At 70.4% G+C, this 17384-nt stretch carries 15 protein-coding genes; 8 read left to right on the forward strand and 7 right to left on the reverse strand.

Annotated elements, in window-relative coordinates:
- The first annotated feature begins 98 nt into the window (after positions 1-98).
- The 8 genes from mvk (at position 99) to QF037_RS49890 (ending at position 8328) form a co-directional block, all read left to right on the forward strand.
- Positions 99-1088: a mevalonate kinase gene (gene mvk / locus QF037_RS49855; protein WP_307038222.1), complete on the forward strand. Its 990-nt coding sequence runs from the start codon at positions 99-101 to the stop codon at positions 1086-1088.
- Positions 1078-2106, forward strand: coding sequence for a diphosphomevalonate decarboxylase (mvaD, locus tag QF037_RS49860; protein ID WP_307038224.1), 1029 nt, complete (start codon positions 1078-1080; stop codon positions 2104-2106). The genes mvk and mvaD overlap by 11 nt, the downstream gene beginning before the upstream one ends.
- Positions 2103-3212, forward strand: a complete 1110-nt coding sequence (locus tag QF037_RS49865) for a phosphomevalonate kinase (RefSeq protein ID WP_307038226.1) — start codon at positions 2103-2105, stop codon at positions 3210-3212. The genes mvaD and QF037_RS49865 overlap by 4 nt, the downstream gene beginning before the upstream one ends.
- Entirely contained in the window at positions 3209-4303 is a 1095-nt protein-coding gene (gene fni, locus QF037_RS49870; RefSeq protein ID WP_307038228.1) for a type 2 isopentenyl-diphosphate Delta-isomerase, read from the forward strand. The genes QF037_RS49865 and fni overlap by 4 nt, the downstream gene beginning before the upstream one ends.
- Positions 4300-5361 (forward strand): hydroxymethylglutaryl-CoA reductase, encoded by a 1062-nt coding sequence (locus QF037_RS49875; RefSeq protein ID WP_307038230.1) that lies wholly within the window; start codon positions 4300-4302, stop codon positions 5359-5361. Before fni ends, QF037_RS49875 begins: the two co-directional genes overlap by 4 nt.
- A 3-nt stretch (positions 5362-5364) precedes the next feature.
- Entirely contained in the window at positions 5365-6534 is a 1170-nt protein-coding gene (locus QF037_RS49880; protein ID WP_307038231.1) for a hydroxymethylglutaryl-CoA synthase, read from the forward strand.
- A 96-nt stretch (positions 6535-6630) separates the two neighbouring features.
- Complete coding sequence (locus tag QF037_RS49885; RefSeq protein WP_373464012.1) at positions 6631-7647, forward strand: 3-oxoacyl-ACP synthase III family protein; 1017 nt, start codon at positions 6631-6633, stop codon at positions 7645-7647.
- 90 nt (positions 7648-7737) lie between these two features.
- The gene (locus QF037_RS49890; protein ID WP_307038233.1) at positions 7738-8328 is read left to right on the forward strand and encodes a malonic semialdehyde reductase; all 591 of its coding nucleotides are present in this window, start codon (positions 7738-7740) and stop codon (positions 8326-8328) included.
- An 84-nt stretch (positions 8329-8412) separates the two neighbouring features.
- Here the strand turns inward: QF037_RS49890 and QF037_RS49895 are convergent, their stop codons facing one another.
- The 7 genes from QF037_RS49895 to metK all read right to left on the reverse strand — a co-directional run bounded on the left by QF037_RS49895 (position 8413) and on the right by metK (position 17195).
- Positions 8413-8739 (reverse strand): DUF6059 family protein, encoded by a 327-nt coding sequence (locus QF037_RS49895; protein ID WP_307038234.1) that lies wholly within the window; start codon positions 8737-8739, stop codon positions 8413-8415.
- 219 nt (positions 8740-8958) lie between these two features.
- Positions 8959-9087 carry a hypothetical protein gene (locus QF037_RS49900; RefSeq protein ID WP_307038236.1) on the reverse strand — a complete coding sequence of 43 codons (129 nt, stop codon included), beginning with the start codon at positions 9085-9087 and terminating at the stop codon, positions 8959-8961.
- A gap of 23 nt (positions 9088-9110) precedes the next feature.
- Entirely contained in the window at positions 9111-10520 is a 1410-nt protein-coding gene (ahcY, locus tag QF037_RS49905; protein WP_307038237.1) for an adenosylhomocysteinase, read from the reverse strand.
- A complete protein-coding gene (gene metF, locus QF037_RS49910) occupies positions 10498-11403 on the reverse strand; it encodes a methylenetetrahydrofolate reductase [NAD(P)H] (RefSeq protein ID WP_307038239.1) in 906 nt (301 codons plus the stop codon). Before metF ends, ahcY begins: the two co-directional genes overlap by 23 nt.
- Entirely contained in the window at positions 11400-14903 is a 3504-nt protein-coding gene (gene metH, locus QF037_RS49915; RefSeq protein ID WP_307038241.1) for a methionine synthase, read from the reverse strand. The genes metF and metH overlap by 4 nt, the downstream gene beginning before the upstream one ends.
- Positions 14900-15883: a carbohydrate kinase family protein gene (locus QF037_RS49920; RefSeq protein ID WP_307038243.1), complete on the reverse strand. Its 984-nt coding sequence runs from the start codon at positions 15881-15883 to the stop codon at positions 14900-14902. Before QF037_RS49920 ends, metH begins: the two co-directional genes overlap by 4 nt.
- 88 nt (positions 15884-15971) lie before the next feature.
- On the reverse strand, positions 15972-17195 hold the full coding sequence (gene metK, locus QF037_RS49925; protein WP_307038245.1) for a methionine adenosyltransferase: 1224 nt from the start codon (positions 17193-17195) through the stop codon (positions 15972-15974).
- Between the last annotated feature and the right edge of the window lie 189 nt (positions 17196-17384).

Genomic DNA, 17384 nt, shown 5'->3' on the forward strand with positions numbered 1-17384 from the left:
CCGCATCACGTTCTGCCGTGCAAGAACAGCCAACCGCCCGTCTCGAAGACTTTCGTGAAACGACAAGGGGAGTGAGTGCGTTGACGCTACCGACCTCAGTGGAGGGGGTTTCGGAAAACCGTCGGGCTCGCTCGGTCGGCATCGGTCGCGCCCACGCCAAGGCGATCCTGCTGGGCGAGCACGCGGTCGTGTACGGAACTCCGGCGCTCGCGCTGCCGATTCCACAGCTGACGGCCACGGCGAGCGCCGGATGGTCTTCCCACTCCTCCGACGCCCAGGGCGGCCTGTCCTTCACCATGACCGGTTCCGCCTCGCGGGCCGTGGTGACCCTGGCCTCCGACGGTCTGCAGCGGCTGGCCGCGGCGTTCAAGGAGCGCATGGGCGTGCCGGGCAGGCCGCATCTCGACGTGATCCTCGACGGTGCCATCCCGCCCGGCCGCGGGCTCGGCTCCAGTGCCGCGAACTCGCGGGCGATCGTTCTCGCCCTGGCCGATCTCTTCGGCCACGAGCTGTCCGAGACCACGGCGTTCGACCTGGTGCAGACGGCCGAGAACATGGCGCACGGCCGGGCCAGCGGCGTCGACGCCATGACCGTCGGCGCGGCGGCCCCGCTGCTGTTCCAGGCGGGCCGGGCCGAGGAACTGGCCATCGGCTGCGACGGCTTGTTCATCGTCGCGGACAGCGGCACCGCGGGCAGCACCAAGGAAGCCGTCGAGTTGCTGCGGGACGGATTCCGGCGGGAGCCGGGAGCCGAGGAGAGATTCCTTACGCGTGCCACGGAGCTTGTCGAGGAGGCCCGGCGGGCCCTCGCCGACGGCTCACCGGCAGAGCTCGGCTCGCGGCTGACGAACTATCACGAGCTGCTGCGCGCGGCCGGCCTGAGCACCGACCGGATCGACGCCATGGTCGCGGCCGCGCTCGGCGCGGGCAGCCTCGGCGCGAAGATCACCGGGGGTGGCCTGGGCGGCTGTGTCCTCGCCCTCACCCAGCCCGAGCTGGCCAGCGAGGTCGCCCGGCGGCTGCACGACGCGGGCGCCGTCCAGACGTGGGTCGTTCCGCTGAGGAGGCTCGCCCCTCATGCGGTCTGAACAGCTCGCGCGACCGCGGGTGGCGGGCCATGCGACGGACGCCACCGCCATCGCCCACCCGAACATCGCGCTGATCAAGTACTGGGGCAAGAGCGACGAGCGGCTGTTCCTGCCCCGCACCGACAGTCTGTCCATGACCCTGGACATCTTCCCGACGACCACCCGGGTCCGGCTCGCCCCGGGGGCGGACCAGGACGCGGTCGTCTTCAACGGGGAGCCCGCGACCGGTGAGGCCGCACGGCGTATCGCCGCCTTCCTGGACCTCGTACGGGAGCGGGCGGGCAGCGTCGAGCGGGCCGTCGTGGACACCGAGAACACCGTCCCCACCGGGGCGGGTCTCGCCTCCTCCGCCAGCGGCTTCGCCGCCCTCGCCGTCGCCGCGGCGGCCGCCTACGGGCTCGACGGCGAACCGCGTGCGCTGTCCCGGCTGGCCCGGCGCGGCTCCGGCTCGGCCTCCCGGTCGATCTTCGGGGACTTCGCGGTCTGGCACGCCGGCACCGACGACCTGAGCTCGTACGCCGAACCCGTCGACGCCGCCGCAGGCCTGGACCCGGCACTCGTCGTCGCCGTCGTCAACGCGGGCCCCAAGGAGGTGTCCAGCCGTACGGCCATGCGCCGCACCGTCGACACCTCACCCCTGTTCGAACCGTGGGCCCTCTCCAGCAAGGACGACCTCGTCGACATGCGGGCGGCGCTGAGCAGCGGTGACCTGGACGCGGTCGGTGAGATCGCGGAACGCAACGCGCTCGGCATGCACGCCACCATGCTCGCGGCACGCCCCGCCGTGCGGTACATGTCACCGGCGTCCCTCACCGTCCTCGACGCCGTGCTCCAGCTCCGCCGGGACGGCATCGCGGCCTACGTCACCATGGACGCCGGGCCGAACGTCAAGGTGCTGTGCCGGCGTACGGACACGGACCGGGTGGCCACGGCCGTACGCGGCGCCGCTCCCGACAGCGCGGTACACATCGCCGGGCCCGGCAAGGGTGCCCGTCTGCTCACCGAGGACGAGCGATGACCACCCGGCGCACGGTCGTGCGGCGCGCGCCGGGCAAGCTGTACATCGCGGGCGAGTACGCGGTGGTGGACCCCGGCAACACCGCGATCCTGGTGGCCGTCGACCGGTACGTCACCGTCACCGTGTCCGACACGGACGGCACCGACCGTACGGACGGCACCGGCGTCGTCATCTCCTCCGACCTCTGGCCGCGCCCCGTGCACCGGCACTGGCAGGACGGCCGGCTGACCGGGGGCGACGGCGAAGCCGCCCACGTCGTCACCGCGATCGAGACCGTGGCCGGCCTGCTCGCCGAACGCGGCCTGCCCGTCCCCCCGTTGAGCGTGTCGATCACCAGCACCCTGCACGACCAGGGCAGGAAATACGGCCTGGGCTCCAGCGGCGCGGTGACCGTGGCGACGATCGCCGCCGTCACCTCGTACTGCGGACTGGACCTCTCCCCCGACGCCCGGTTCCGTCTCGCCCTGCTCGCGACGGCCCGCATCGACCCCAATGGCTCCGGCGGCGACCTCGCCGCCGGCACCTGGGGCGGCTGGATCGCCTACCGGGCACCCGACCGTGCCTTCGTACTCGACCTGGCCCGCAGCCACGGCGTCGAGGAGGCACTGCGCACCCCCTGGCCGGGCTTCGAGGTGCGTCAACTGCCGCCGCCCGGCGGCCTGTCCCTCGAGGTCGGCTGGACCGGGAACCCCGCCTCCACCACCTCCCTCGTGGCCGGCCTGCACCGGCGGACCTGGCGGGGCACCCCCTCGCACCAGAAGTTCGTGGAGAGCACCGCCGACTTCGTGGACGCCGCGATCGTCGCCCTCGAAGCCGGCGACGGCGACGGCCTGCTGCACCAGATCCGGCGCGCCCGCCAGGAGCTGGCCCGCCTGGACGACGAGGTCGGCCTCGGCATCTTCACCCCCGAACTGACGGCGCTGTGCGACGCGGCCGAAGCCGTCGGCGGCGCGGCCAAACCCTCCGGGGCGGGGGGCGGCGACTGCGGCATCGCCCTGCTGGCCGCCGACGCCGCGCACGACATCGCACACGTACACGGGCGGTGGGCCGCGGCCGGGGTGCTGCCCCTGCCCGTCCATCCCGCCCCGGAAGGGAACCAAGCATGAGTAGCGCTCAGCGCAAGGACGACCACGTCCGGCTCGCCATGGAGCAGCAGCACGCGCACAGCGGACGCAACCAGTTCGACGAGGTGTCCTTCGTCCACCACGCCCTGGCCGGCATCGACCGCCCGGACGTGTCCCTGGCCACCACGTTCGCCGGCCTCACCTGGCAGGCGCCGCTCTACATCAACGCGATGACCGGCGGCAGCGCCAAGACCGGCGTCATCAACCGGGACCTGGCCATCGCGGCCCGCGAGACCGGGGTGGCCATCGCCTCGGGCTCCATGCACGCCTACTTCAAGGACCCGTCCTGCGCGGACACCTTCCGCGTGCTGCGCGAGGAGAACCCGGACGGGTTCGTCCTGGCGAACGTCAACGCGACGGCGTCCGTGGACAACGCGCGGCGCGCCATCGAGCTGATCCAGGCCAACGCCCTGCAGATCCACCTCAACACGGCGCAGGAGACGCCCATGCCGGAGGGCGACCGCTCCTTCGGATCGTGGGCGGCGCAGATCGAGCGGATCGCGGCCGCCGTCGACGTCCCCGTGATCGTCAAGGAGGTCGGCAACGGGCTGAGCCGCGAGACGATCCTCGCCCTGCCGAACCTGGGCGTGCGGGTCGCCGACGTCAGCGGCCGCGGCGGCACGGACTTCGCCCGCATCGAGAACGGCCGGCGCGAACTCGCCGACTACGCCTATCTGCACGACTGGGGTCAGTCCACGGTCGCCTGTCTGCTGGACGCGCAGGACGTCGACATCCCCGTGCTGGCCTCCGGCGGTGTCCGCACCCCGCTCGACGTGGCCCGCGCCCTCGCCCTCGGCGCCCGCGCCGTCGGCTCCTCCGGCGGGTTCCTGCGCACCCTCCTCGACGGCGACGTCTTCGCGCTGGTCGCGAAGATCTCCGCCTGGCTCGACCAGCTGGCGGCCCTGCAGACCATGCTCGGCGCCCGCACCCCCGCCGACCTCACCCGCTGCGACCTGCTGATCCACGGCGAACTCCGGTCCTTCTGCACCGACCGGGGCATCGACACGCGGCGGCTCGCCCAGCGCTCCAGCTCCATCGACGCCCTCCACGAGATGACGGGAAGCACACGATGACCGAAGCACACGCGATCGCCGGGGTCCCCATGAGGTGGGTGGGCCCCCTCCGCATTTCGGGGAACGTCGCCAATACCGAGATCCACGTCCCGCTCGCCACCTACGAGTCCCCGCTGTGGCCCTCCGTCGGCCGCGGCGCGAAAGTCTCCCGGCTGGCCGAGAAGGGCATCGTCGCCACCCTCGTCGACGAGCGGATGACACGCTCGGTCCTCGTCGAGGCGACCGACGCGCTGACCGCGCTCACCGCCGCGCGGACCATCGAGGCGCGCATCGACGAGCTGCGCGAAGTGGTCCGCGGCTGCAGCCGGTTCGCCCAGCTGATCGGCATCCGGCACGAGATCAACGCCAACCTGCTGTTCATCCGGTTCGAGTTCTCCACCGGCGACGCCTCCGGCCACAACATGGCGACCCTCGCCTCCGACGCGCTCCTCGCGCACCTGCTGGAGACCGTCCCGGGCATCTCCTACGGGTCGATCTCCGGCAACTACTGCTCGGACAAGAAGGCCACCGCCATCAACGGCATCCTCGGCCGCGGCAAGAACGTCGTCACCGAACTGCTCGTACCGCGCGACGTCGTCGCCGACGTCCTGCACACGACGGCCGCGAAGATCGTCGAGCTGAACATCCGCAAGAACCTGCTCGGCACCCTCCTCGCCGGCGGCATCCGCTCCGCCAACGCCCACTACGCGAACATGCTGCTCGCGTTCTATCTGGCGACCGGCCAGGACGCGGCCAACATCGTCGAAGGCTCGCAGGGCGTCGTCATGGCCGAGGACCGCGACGGCGACCTCTACTTCGCCTGCACCCTGCCCAACCTGATCGTCGGCACGGTCGGCAACGGCAAGGGCCTCGGCTTCGTCGAAACGAACCTGACCCGGCTCGGCTGCCGGGCCGACGGCGCGCCCGGCGAGAACGCCCGCCGGCTCGCCGTCCTCGCCGCGGCGACCGTGCTGTGCGGTGAGCTCTCGCTGCTCGCGGCGCAGACGAACCCCGGCGAACTCATGCGCGCGCACATCCAGCTGGAACGCGACAACAAGACCGCAAAGGTTGGTGTATGAGGCATGTCCATATCCATCGGAATCCACGATCTGTCGTTCGCGACGAGCGAGTTCGTCCTGCCGCACACGGCCCTCGCGGACTACAACGGCACCGAGATCGGCAAGTACCACGTGGGCATCGGCCAGGAGTCGATGAGCGTGCCCGCCGCGGACGAGGACATCGTGACCATGGCCGCGACGGCGGCCGCGCCCATCCTCGCCCGGCACGGCAAGGACCGTATCCGCACGGTCGTGTTCGCCACCGAGTCCTCGATCGACCAGGCGAAGTCGGCCGGTATCTACGTCCATTCGCTGATCGGACTGCCCTCGGCGACCCGCGTCGTCGAGCTGAAGCAGGCCTGCTACGGGGCGACGGCGGCCCTGCAGTTCGCCATCGGCCTGGTGCAGCGCGACCCCGCCCAGCAGGTCCTGGTGATCGCGAGCGACGTCTCCAAGTACGAGCTGGACAGCCCGGGTGAGGCGACCCAGGGCGCGTCGGCGGTGGCCATGCTGGTCAGCGTGGACCCCGCCCTGGTGCGGATCGAGGACCCGTCCGGTCTGTTCACCGCCGACGTCATGGACTTCTGGCGGCCGAACTACCTCTCCACCGCGCTCGTCGACGGTCAGGAGTCCATCGGCGCGTACCTCCAGGCCGTGGAGGGCACCTGGAAGGACTACTCGGAGCAGGGCGGCCGCGCGCTCGAGGAGTTCGCCGCGTTCTGCTACCACCAGCCGTTCACGAAGATGGCGTACAAGGCCCACCGTCACCTGCTGAACTACTGCGGCTACGACACCGACAAGGACGTCATCGCGGGCGCCCTCGGCCAGACCACGGCGTACAACACCGTGATCGGCAACAGCTACACGGCTTCGGTGTACCTGGGCCTGGCCGCGCTCCTGGACCAGGCGGACGACCTGACCGGCCGGCCGCTCGCCTTCCTCAGCTACGGCTCCGGCTCCGTCGCCGAGTTCTTCGCCGGGACCGTGGTCGCCGGCTACCAGGACCACCTGCGCACCGAGGCGAACCTCGAGGCGATCTCCCGGCGCAAGACGGTCGACTACGCCGGCTACCGCGAACTGCACGAGTGGACGTTCCCGACCGACGGCGGCGACCACGCCACCCCGGAGCAGACCACCGGACCGTTCCGGCTGGCCGGGATCAGCGGCCACAAGCGGATCTACCAGACGCGCTAGAGCGTCTCGCGGGCATGTGGGCGGCCATCGCGCGCCGCCCGCCCGTCGGCCCCTTCGTACAGCCATTCACCGACCACTTGAGGGGAGGGCAGCCGCATGACAGAGGCAACGTTCCCGGGCCCCGGCAGCCCTATGAAGGACATCAGGATCCTCGGCACGGGTGCTTATGTGCCGGAGCGGATCGTCTCCAACGACGAGGTCGGCGCGCCGGCCGGGGTCGACGACGCCTGGATCACTCGTAAGACCGCGATCCGGGAACGGCGCTGGGCCGCCCCCGGCCAGGCCACGTCCGACCTGGCGACGGCCGCGGCGCGTGCCGCGATGAAGTCGGCGGGCGTCACCGCCGAGCAGCTGTCCATGATCGTGGTCGCCACGTCCACGCCGGACCGGCCGCAGCCGCCGACGGCGGCCTATGTGCAGCGCAACCTCGGTGCCGCCAGCACCGCGGCGTTCGACGTCAACGCGGTGTGCTCCGGCACCGTGTTCGCGCTCTCCGCGGTCGGCAGCGTGGTTCTGCGGCGCGGCGGTTACGCGCTGGTGATCGGCGCGGACACCTACTCGCGCATCCTGGACCCGGCCGACCGCAGGACGGTCGTCCTGTTCGGCGACGGCGCCGGCGCCATGGTCCTCGGTCCGACCACGCAGGGCCCGGTCGTGCGGCATGTCGCCCTGCACACCTTCGGCGCCCTCTCGGACCTGATCCAGGTGCCCGCGGGCGGCAGCAGGCAGCCCCTGGACCACGCCGGCCTGGACGCCGGGCTGCAGTACTTCGCGATGGACGGGCGGGAGGTGCGCCGGTTCGTCGTGGAGCAACTGCCGCAGCTGGTCAAGGGGTTCCTCCACGAGGCCGGTGTCGAGGCCGCGGACATCAGCCACTTCATCCCGCACCAGGCCAACGGCGCCATGCTCGACGACGTCTTCGCGGACCTGGCCCTCCCCCGCGCCACCATGCACCGCACGGTCACGCACTACGGCAACACGGGCGCCGCCTCCATCCCGATCACCCTCGACGCGGCCGTCCGCGAGGGCGCCTTCCGCCCCGGCGAGCTGGTCCTGCTGGCCGGGTTCGGCGGAGGCATGGCCGCGAGTTTCGCCCTGGTCGAGTGGGGGTGAGGGGTCCTCGCGGACTCCGCCCCGATCCGACGCACGGTTCCTGACCCCCGTAGAAGCCCCTGCCGAAAGCCCTGTTGAAAGGTTGCATCCATGGCGCTCGTGCTCGACGCCGCCGCCCAGGCCCTCCTCTTCCGTGAGGCCCGCACGGCCAACACCTTCACCGACGAGCCGGTGGCCGACGAGCAGATCGAGGCGATCTACGACCTCGTCAAGTACGGTCCGACCTCCTCCAACCAGAGCCCGCTGCGCATCACCCTGGTCCGCTCCCCCGAGGCCCGTGAGCGCCTGGTGCGGCGCATGGCTGAACCCAACCGCGCGAAGACCGCCGGCGCCCCGCTGGTCGCGATCCTCTCCACGGACAACGAGTTCCACGAGGAGCTGCACAAGCTGGTCCCGCACTTCCCCCAGGTCAAGGATCTCCTCTACGCGGAGCGTCCGACCCGGGAGGCGTCCGCCGTCCTCAACGGCGCCCTGCAGGCCGCGTACTTCATCATCGGCATCCGTGCCGCCGGCCTCGCCGCGGGCCCGATGAGCGGCTTCGACGCCGCGGGCGTCCAGAAGGAGTTCCTGGACGACGACCACACCCCGCTGATGGTCGTCAACATCGGCAGGCCGGGCCCGGACGCCTGGTTCCCGCGCGCTCCGCGTCTGGACGTCGGCGAGGTCATCACGACCGTCTGAGTCCGGTCACGGCGAAAGGGCCGGGCGCGGCGAGCATCTGCTCGCCGCGCCCGGCCCTTTTCGGCCGTCCGGCGCCCGTGGCGGTCAGCCGCGGTCGCGGGCGCTGTGTTCGTATGCGGGCCATACGTCGCGCACGAGTTGTAGTTCCTGCGCGGTCAGTGGTATGTCCTCACGCAGCCGCTCGGGGTGCGCCGGCGGCGGCCCGCCGACCCCCGGTGGCAGCACCAGGAACCTGCCCTGCGCGTAGCGCACCAGGCGGTTCTGGGAGCGGGTGGCGGTACGGGGCGGGTCCATGGCCTGCAACGCCTCGGGGCCCACGTAGACGGCTCCGTAGGACGCCAGGCCCCGCCACAGAGGCCGCAGGCAGCGGTTGACCATCACCCGTAGAACACCACGCAGCATCCGAATCATGACTGCACCTCCACGCCTCCACTCGTCGTTTCCTAAAGAGATTCGCAAGGTTCACTCGTGGACCGGTGGAGAGAACTTGGTGCGCGCTTGTGCGGTTTTCAGCCACGGACGCCGTACCGCGACACGGCGTACGGACATAACGAACGGACATGACGAAGAGGCGCGCTGCGGTGTGCAGCGCGCCTCGTGGGTGGGGCGGATGGGAACGTCGGAGGTGGGTCAGTCGATGCCGCGTACGACGTGGGGTTCCCAGCTGTCGTCCTCGTCGATGCCGGCGAGCCGAAGCGGCGGGGCGAGGGCCGGGACGTCGTAGGACTGTCTGCTGTCCTCCTCCAAAATGTCGTACACCTGATCCTCCTTGCCGGGTCGGCTCAGTAGCGGTAGTGGTCCGGCTTGTACGGCCCCTCGACGTCGACGCCGATGTAGGAAGCCTGCTCCGGGCGCAGCGTCGTCAGCTTCACGCCGAGCGCGTCGAGGTGGAGGCGGGCGACCTTCTCGTCGAGGTGCTTGGGCAGTGTGTAGACGCCGATCGGGTACTCGGCCTGCTTGGTGTACAGCTCGATCTGGGCCAGGGTCTGGTCCGCGAACGAGTTGGACATCACGAACGACGGGTGACCGGTGGCGTTGCCCAGGTTCAGCAGGCGCCCCTCGGACAGGACGATGATCGTCTTGCCGTCGGGGAAGGTCCAGGTGTGGACCTGCGGCTTGACCTCGTCCTTGACGATGCCCGGCACACTCGCGAGGCCGGCCATGTCGATCTCGTTGTCGAAGTGGCCGATGTTCCCGACGATCGCCTGGTGCTTCATCCTGGCCATGTCGGCGGCCATGATGATGTCCTTGTTGCCGGTCGTGGTGATGAAGATGTCGGCGGTCTCGACGACCTCGTCCAGCGTGGTCACCTGGTAGCCGTCCATCGCCGCCTGCAGGGCGCAGATCGGGTCGACCTCGGTGACGATGACCCGGGCGCCCTGACCGCGCAGCGACTCCGCACTGCCCTTGCCGACGTCGCCGTAGCCGAACACGACCGCGGTCTTGCCGCCGATGAGGACGTCGGTGGCGCGGTTGATGCCGTCGATGAGGGAGTGCCGGCAGCCGTACTTGTTGTCGAACTTCGACTTGGTGACGGCGTCGTTCACGTTGATCGCCGGGAACAGCAGAACCCCGTCGCGCTGCATCTCGTACAGGCGGTGCACACCGGTCGTGGTCTCCTCGGACACCCCGCGGATCTCCGAGGCGATCCGCGTCCAGTCCAGCGGGCTCCTCTCCAGCAGGGCGCGCACCACGGCCACTTCCTCGTTCTCGGCGACCGGCAGCTCACCCGTCTTGCGGTACTCGACGCCCTTGTGGACGAGGAGGGTGGCGTCACCGCCGTCGTCGAGGATCATGTTCGGTCCGGCGTGCCCGGGCCAGGTGAGGGCCTGCTCGGTGCACCACCAGTACTCCTCCAGCGTCTCGCCCTTCCAGGCGAACACCGGGATACCGGCGGCGGCGATGGCGGCGGCCGCGTGGTCCTGGGTGGAGAAGATGTTGCAGGACACCCAGCGGACCTCGGCGCCCAGGGCGACCAGCGTCTCGATGAGGACGGCGGTCTGCACCGTCATGTGCAGCGAGCCGGTGATCCGCGCGCCGGCGAGCGGCTGCGCCTCGGCGTACTCCCTGCGGATCGCCATCAGGCCGGGCATCTCGTGCTCGGCGAGGGTGATCTCCTTGCGGCCGAACTCGGCGAGGGAGAGGTCGGCGACCTTGAAGTCCGTGAAGTCAGCGCTGGGCTGCGAGGGCATGCTGGGCACTCCTTGAGTTCAGTACGTCGCGGTGGATTTCGAGCGTCGCCGTCGAGCGGTTCAGCGTGATGTAGTGCAGCCCCGGGGCGCCTTCGGCGAGGAGCCGCTCGGCCATCGCGGTGGCGTACTCGACGCCGATGCGGTGGCCGTCCGCGGGGTTGTCGCGCACCGCGTCCAGGCGGTGCGCCAGGTCCTCGGGGAAGGCGGCTCCGCTGAGCTCGGCGAAGCGGGTGATCTGGCGTACGTCGGTGGCCGGCATGATCTCCGGGATGATCGGGGTGTCGCAGCCTGCGGCGGCCACCCGGTCGCGCAGCCGCAGATAGTCCTCGACGTGGAAGAACATCTGGGTGATGGCGTAGTCGGCGCCCGCCCTGCACTTGGCGACGAAGTGCCGGATCTCGCTGTCCCAGTCCGCCGAGCGCGGATGCCGCTCCGGGAAGGCGGCCACACCGACGCTGAACTCCCCCGACTCCTTGACCAGACGTACCAGTTCATCGGCGTGGGTGAAGCCGTCGGGGTGCGGGATCCAGGGGGCGTTCGGGTCGCCGGGCGGGTCCCCGCGCAGGACGAGGACGTCCCGGACGCCGGCGTCGGCGTACTGGCCGATGATGTGCCGCAGCTCCGCCACCGAGTGGCCGACCGCGGTCAGATGGGCGACGGGGCGCAGGGTCGTGTCCCTCGCGATCCGTTTGGTCACCTCGACGGTGCGGTCCCGGGAGGAGCCGCCGGCCCCGTAGGTGACCGAGACGAAGCTCGGCGCGAGCGGCTCGATCCGGCGGATCGCCTCCCACAGGGTCCGCTCCCCCTTGGCCGTCTTCGGCGGGAAGAACTCGAAGGAGAACGACGGGGTCCCTCCGTCGAGGATGTCGCGCAGGGTGCTCATTCCCGGCCTCCGGCGTTGAAGTAGCTGGCCTCGGGGTGGTGCAGGACGATCGCGTCCGTGGACTGCTCGGGGTGCAGCTGGAACTCCTCAGACAGATGCACGCCGATGCGCTCGGGCTGGAGCAGGTCGGCGATCTTCGCGCGGTCCTCCAGGTCGGGGCAGGCCGGGTAGCCGAGGGAGTAGCGGCAGCCCTGGTACTCGGTGCGGAACATGCCGTCCAGCGAGCCCGGGTCGCCCGCGGCGATACCGAGCTCGTCGCGCACGCGGGCGTGCCAGTACTCGGCGAGTGCCTCGGCCAACTGGACGGACAGGCCGTGCAGTTCGAGGTAGTCGCGGTAGGCGTCGGCTTCGAACAGCTTGGCTGTCTCCTCGCCGATGCGGGAGCCGACGGTGACGATCTGGAGGCCGACGACGTCGGTCTCCCCCGACTCCTCCGGGCGGAAGAAGTCGGCGAGGCACAGTCCGCGGCCGCGGCGCTGGCGCGGGAAGGAGAAGCGGGTCAGTTCGGACCGGTTCTCGTCGAGCAGGATCAGGTCGTCGCCTTTGGAGACGGCGCGGAAGTAGCCGTGCACGACGGCCGCTTCCAGCAGGTTCTCCGTCTGGAGCCGGTCGAGCCAGCCCCGCAGCCGGGGCCGGCCCTCCGTCTCGACGAGTTCCTCGTATGTCGGTCCGTCGCCCTTGCGGGTCTGCTTCAGCCCCCACTGACCCTTGAAGAGGGCGCCCTCGTCGAGCCAGGACGCGTACTCCTTGAGCTGGATGCCCTTGACGACCCGGGTGCCCCAGAAGGGGGGTGTGGGCACGGGATTGTCGACGGCGACGTCGGAGCGTCCCCGTTCGGGGCTCTCCGCCACGACGGCGGCCGCGGTGGCGGTGCTCTTGACCCGCCGCTGCTTCAGCTCGGGCAGCTTGGCGCCGGGCACGCCCCGCTTGACGGCGATGAGCGCGTCCATGAGGCGCAGGCCCTCGAAGGCGTCGCGGGCGTAGCGGACCTCGCCCTCGTAGATCTCGTGCAGGTCCTGCTCGACATACGCACGCGTCAGGGCGGCTCCGCCGAGGATGACCGGGTAGTCGGCCGCCAGCCCGCGCTGGTTGAGCTCCTCCAGGTTCTCCTTCATGATCACCGTGGACTTGACCAACAGCCCGGACATGCCGATCACATCGGCCTTGTGCTCCACGGCCGCCTCGAGGATCGCGGAGACCGGCTGCTTGATACCGATGTTGACCACGTTGTAGCCGTTGTTGGACAGGATGATGTCGACGAGGTTCTTGCCGATGTCGTGCACGTCACCGCGCACGGTGGCCAGCACGATCGTGCCCTTGCCCTCGTCGTCCGTCTTCTCCATGTGCGGTTCGAGATGGGCGACAGCGGTCTTCATGACCTCGGCGGACTGGAGCACGAACGGCAGCTGCATCTGGCCGGAGCCGAAGAGCTCGCCGACGACCTTCATGCCCTCCAGGAGGGTCTCGTTGACGATGTCCAGAGCGGGACGTTCCTGGAGAGCCGCGTCCAGATCCTGGTCGAGCCCGTTCTTCTCGCCGTCGATGATGCGGCGCTTGAGGCGCTCCTCCAGCGGCAGCGCGGCCAGTTCCTCGGCCTTGCCCGCCTTCAGCGACTTCGCGGTGGCGCCCTCGAACAGCGCCATCAGCTTCTGGAGCGGGTCATAGCCCTCGGCGCGCCGGTCGTAGATCAGGTCGAGGGCGGTCTGCACCTCTTCCTCGCTGAACCGGGCGATCGGCAGGATCTTCGAGGCGTGCACGATCGCCGAGTCCAGACCCGCCTTCGTGCACTCGTCCAGGAACACCGAGTTGAGCAGGATCCGAGCGGCCGGGTTAAGACCGAAGGAGATGTTCGACAACCCCAGGGTGGTCTGCACATCCGGGTGACGGCGCTTGAGCTCACGGATCGCCTCGATGGTGGCGATGCCGTCCTTACGGGACTCCTCCTGACCGGTGCAGATGGTGAAGGTCAGGGTGTCGATGAGGATGTCCGACTCGTGAATGCCCCAGTTCCCGGTCAGATCGCCGATCAGCCGCTCGGCGATGGCGACCTTCGTCTCGACGGTGCGGGCCTGGCCCTCCTCGTCGATGGTCAGCGCGATCAGCGCGGCACCATGCTCCTGCGCGAGCTTGGTGACCTTCGCGAACCGGGACTCCGGGCCGTCGCCGTCCTCGTAGTTGACGGAGTTGATGACCGCACGCCCGCCGAGCTTCTCCAGCCCGGCCCGGATGACCGGGACCTCGGTGGAGTCCAGCACGATCGGCAGCGTGGAGGCGGTGGCGAAGCGGCCGGCCAGCTCCTGCATGTCGGCGACACCGTCACGCCCGACGTAGTCCACGCACAGGTCCAGCATGTGCGCGCCCTCGCGGATCTGGTCCCGGGCCATCTCCACACAGTCGTCCCAGCGGCCCTCCAGCATCGCCTCACGGAACTTCTTCGACCCGTTCGCGTTCGTCCGCTCACCGATCGCCATGTACGACGTGTCCTGCCGGAACGGCACCGTCTGATACAGCGAAGCCGCACCGGGTTCCGGACGCGGATCCCGTGCGGCCGGGGCCAGTCCGCGCACCCGCTCGACGACCTGGCGCAGATGCTCCGGCGTCGTACCGCAGCAGCCGCCGACGAGCGAAAGGCCGTACTCGCGGACGAAGTTCTCCTGCGCGTCGGCCAACTCCGGGGCGCCCAACGGGTAGTGGGCGCCGTCCTTGCCCAGCACCGGCAGACCGGCGTTCGGCATGCAGGACAGCTGGATGCGGGAGTGACGGGCGAGATAGCGCAGGTGCTCGCTCATCTCGGCGGGCCCGGTCGCACAGTTCAGGCCAATCATGTCGATGCCCAGCGGCTCCAGTGCCGTCAGCGCGGCACCGATCTCCGAACCCAGCAGCATCGTGCCGGTCGTCTCCACCGTCACCGACACGATGAGCGGCAGGTCCAGGCCGAATGCCGCCAGGCCGCGGCGGGCGCCGAGAACGGCGGCCTTGGTCTGGAGGAGGTCCTGGGTGGTCTCGACGAGCAGGGCGTCGGCGCCGCCCGCGACCAGGCCCTCGGCGTTCTGCTGGAAGGCGTCGCGCAGGGTGGTGTACGGGGCGTGGCCGAGCGTGGGCAGCTTGGTGCCGGGGCCGATCGAGCCGAGGACCCAGCGCTGGCGGCCGTCCCGGGCGGTGTACTCGTCGGCCACCTCGCGGGCCACGCGGGCGCCGGCTTCGGAGAGTTCGTGGACGCGTTCGGGGATGTCGTACTCGGCGAGGGCCGCGTGGTTGGCGCCGAAGGTGTTGGTCTCGACGCAGTCGACGCCCGCGTCGAAGTACTCGGCGTGCACCGAGCGCACGATGTCGGGCCGGGTCACGTTGAGGATCTCGTTGCAGCCCTCGAGCTGCTGGAAGTCCTCCATCGTGGGGTCCTGGGCCTGGAGCATGGTGCCCATCGCCCCGTCGGCGACCACCACACGGGTGGCGAAGGCCTCGCGGAGCGCGGCGATGCGGGTCCGGTGATCAGCGGTCATGAGTGTTCTCCGAGGACTGGCGCGAGCGGGGCGGCCGTACCGGGGCCGTAGGCTCGCTCGACGATGCCGGACAGCTGTGCCAGGTCGACCTCGTAGGACTGCGAGCCCACCGCACCGAGGACCACGGAGGCCAGCGCGCAGCCCAGTCGGGCCGCGGGTTCGAGCGGCACGCCGTGGCTGACGGCGGCGAGGAAACCGGCGCGGAAGGCGTCGCCGACGCCGGTCGGGTCGGCCGTGTCGGTGTCGGGGATCGCGGGGACGTCGAGCGGGGGCTGTCCGGCGCTTTCGATGCGCACCCCCTTCTCGCCCAGGGTGGTGACCCAGGTGCCGACGACCGCGAGGATCTCGGTGCGGCTCCAGCCGGTGCGCTCCTTCAGCAGCGCGGCCTCGTACTCGTTGGTGAACAGCCAGGCGGCGCCGTCCACCAGGTCGCGGACCTGGTCGCCGTCCAGGCGGGCCAGTTGCTGCGAGGGGTCGGCCGCGAAGGGCAGGCCGAGGGTGCGGCACTCGGCGGTGTGGCGGAGCATCGCCGCCGGGTCGTTGGGCGAGACCAGGACGAGACCGGGGCGGTCGGCGCCGGTGACGAGGGCTCGCAGGTCGATGTCGTGCGCCTCGGTCATGGCGCCGGCGTAGAACGCGGCGATCTGGTTGGCGTCCTCGTCGGTGATGCACATGAAGCGGGCGGTCTGCCGTTCGGCGGAGATGTGCACTCCCCCGGTGTCGACGCCGTGCTCCTTCAGCCACACCGCGTACTCGGCGAAGTCCGTGCCGACCGCCCCGACCAGGAGGGGCGACAGGTCGAAGCCGCCGAGCCCGAAGGCGATGTTGGCGGCGACGCCGCCCCGGCGCACCTCGAGACGGTCGACGAGGAAGGAGAGCGAGATGTGGGCCAGCTGCTCGGGGAGCAGCTGGTCCGTGAACCGTCCGGGGAAGACCATCAGATGGTCGGTGGCTATGGATCCTGTCACCGCGATGCGCACGGGAACTCCTTCGGTCGCTTCGGTCGCTGATCGCCGGTGTGGCACGGCGTCGGCCGCGACCGTCGGGCCCGGCCGTCAGGTGGCGGGCTCAGATGCCCGCGGCTGCCTTGAGCTGCTGGGCGCGGTCGGTGCGCTCCCAGGTGAAGTCGGGCAGCTCACGGCCGAAGTGGCCGTAGGCGGCGGTCTGGGCGTAGATCGGGCGCAGCAGTTCCAGGTCGCGGATGATCGCGGCCGGACGCAGGTCGAAGACCTCCCCGATGGCCTGCTGGATCTTCTCCACCGGGATGGTGTGGGTGCCGAAGGTCTCGACGAACAGGCCGACGGGCTCGGCCTTGCCGATCGCGTACGCGACCTGCACCTCGCAGCGGGAGGCGAGGCCCGCGGCGACGACGTTCTTGGCGACCCAGCGCATCGCGTACGCCGCCGAACGGTCCACCTTGGACGGGTCCTTGCCGGAGAAGGCACCGCCGCCGTGGCGGGCCATGCCGCCGTACGTGTCGATGATGATCTTGCGGCCGGTCAGGCCCGCGTCACCCATCGGACCGCCGATCTCGAAGCGGCCGGTCGGGTTGACCAGGAGGCGGTAGCCCTCGGTCTCCAGCTTGATGCCCTCGTCGGCGAGCTGCGCCAGGACGTGCTCGACGACCTCGACGCGGATGTCGGGGGTCAGCAGCGACTCCAGGTCGATGTCGGAGGCGTGCTGCGAGGAGACCACGACCGTGTCGAGGCGGACGGCCTTGTCACCGTCGTACTCGATGGTGACCTGCGTCTTGCCGTCGGGGCGCAGGTAGGGGACGGTGCCGTCCTTGCGGACCTGGGTCAGCCGGCGGGAGAGCCGGTGGGCCAGCTCGATGGGCAGCGGCATCAGGTTGGGCGTCTCGTCCGTGGCGTAGCCGAACATCAGGCCCTGGTCGCCGGCGCCCTGCTTGTCGAGCTCGTCGCCTTCCTCACCTGCGGCGGCACCCTCGACCCGCTTCTCGTACGCGGTGTCGACACCCTGAGCGATGTCCGGGGACTGCGCGCCGATGGACACCGAGACACCGCAGGAGGCGCCGTCGAAGCCCTTGGCCGAGGAGTCGTAGCCGATGTCGAGGATGGCGTCGCGCACGAGTTGGGCGATCGGGGCGTACGCCGTGGTGGTGACCTCACCGGCGATGTGCACCTGACCGGTGGTGATCAGCGTCTCCACCGCGACGCGCGAGGTGGGGTCCTGGCTCAGCAGCGCATCGAGGATGGTGTCGCTGATCCGATCGGCGATCTTGTCGGGGTGACCCTCGGTCACGGATTCCGAGGTGAACAGACGACGGGACATGGCTCTCCTGATGGTTGCGGCCCACAGCACGAAGGGCGTCAGAGACTGGGCGAGGTCACCCGTGACACAGCCCAAGATGTACGACCTCGAACGAGGAGCACTCGAAGAGCGGCGGAACCCCAGCGGAGAGGGCCGCCGCGACGGCGGTTCGGCCGTCTCGCCCGTGGTACGTCGGTGCCGTGGCCCCGG

The sequence above is a fragment of the Streptomyces canus genome (genome assembly GCF_030815415.1).
Classification (GTDB): domain Bacteria; phylum Actinomycetota; class Actinomycetes; order Streptomycetales; family Streptomycetaceae; genus Streptomyces; species Streptomyces canus_F.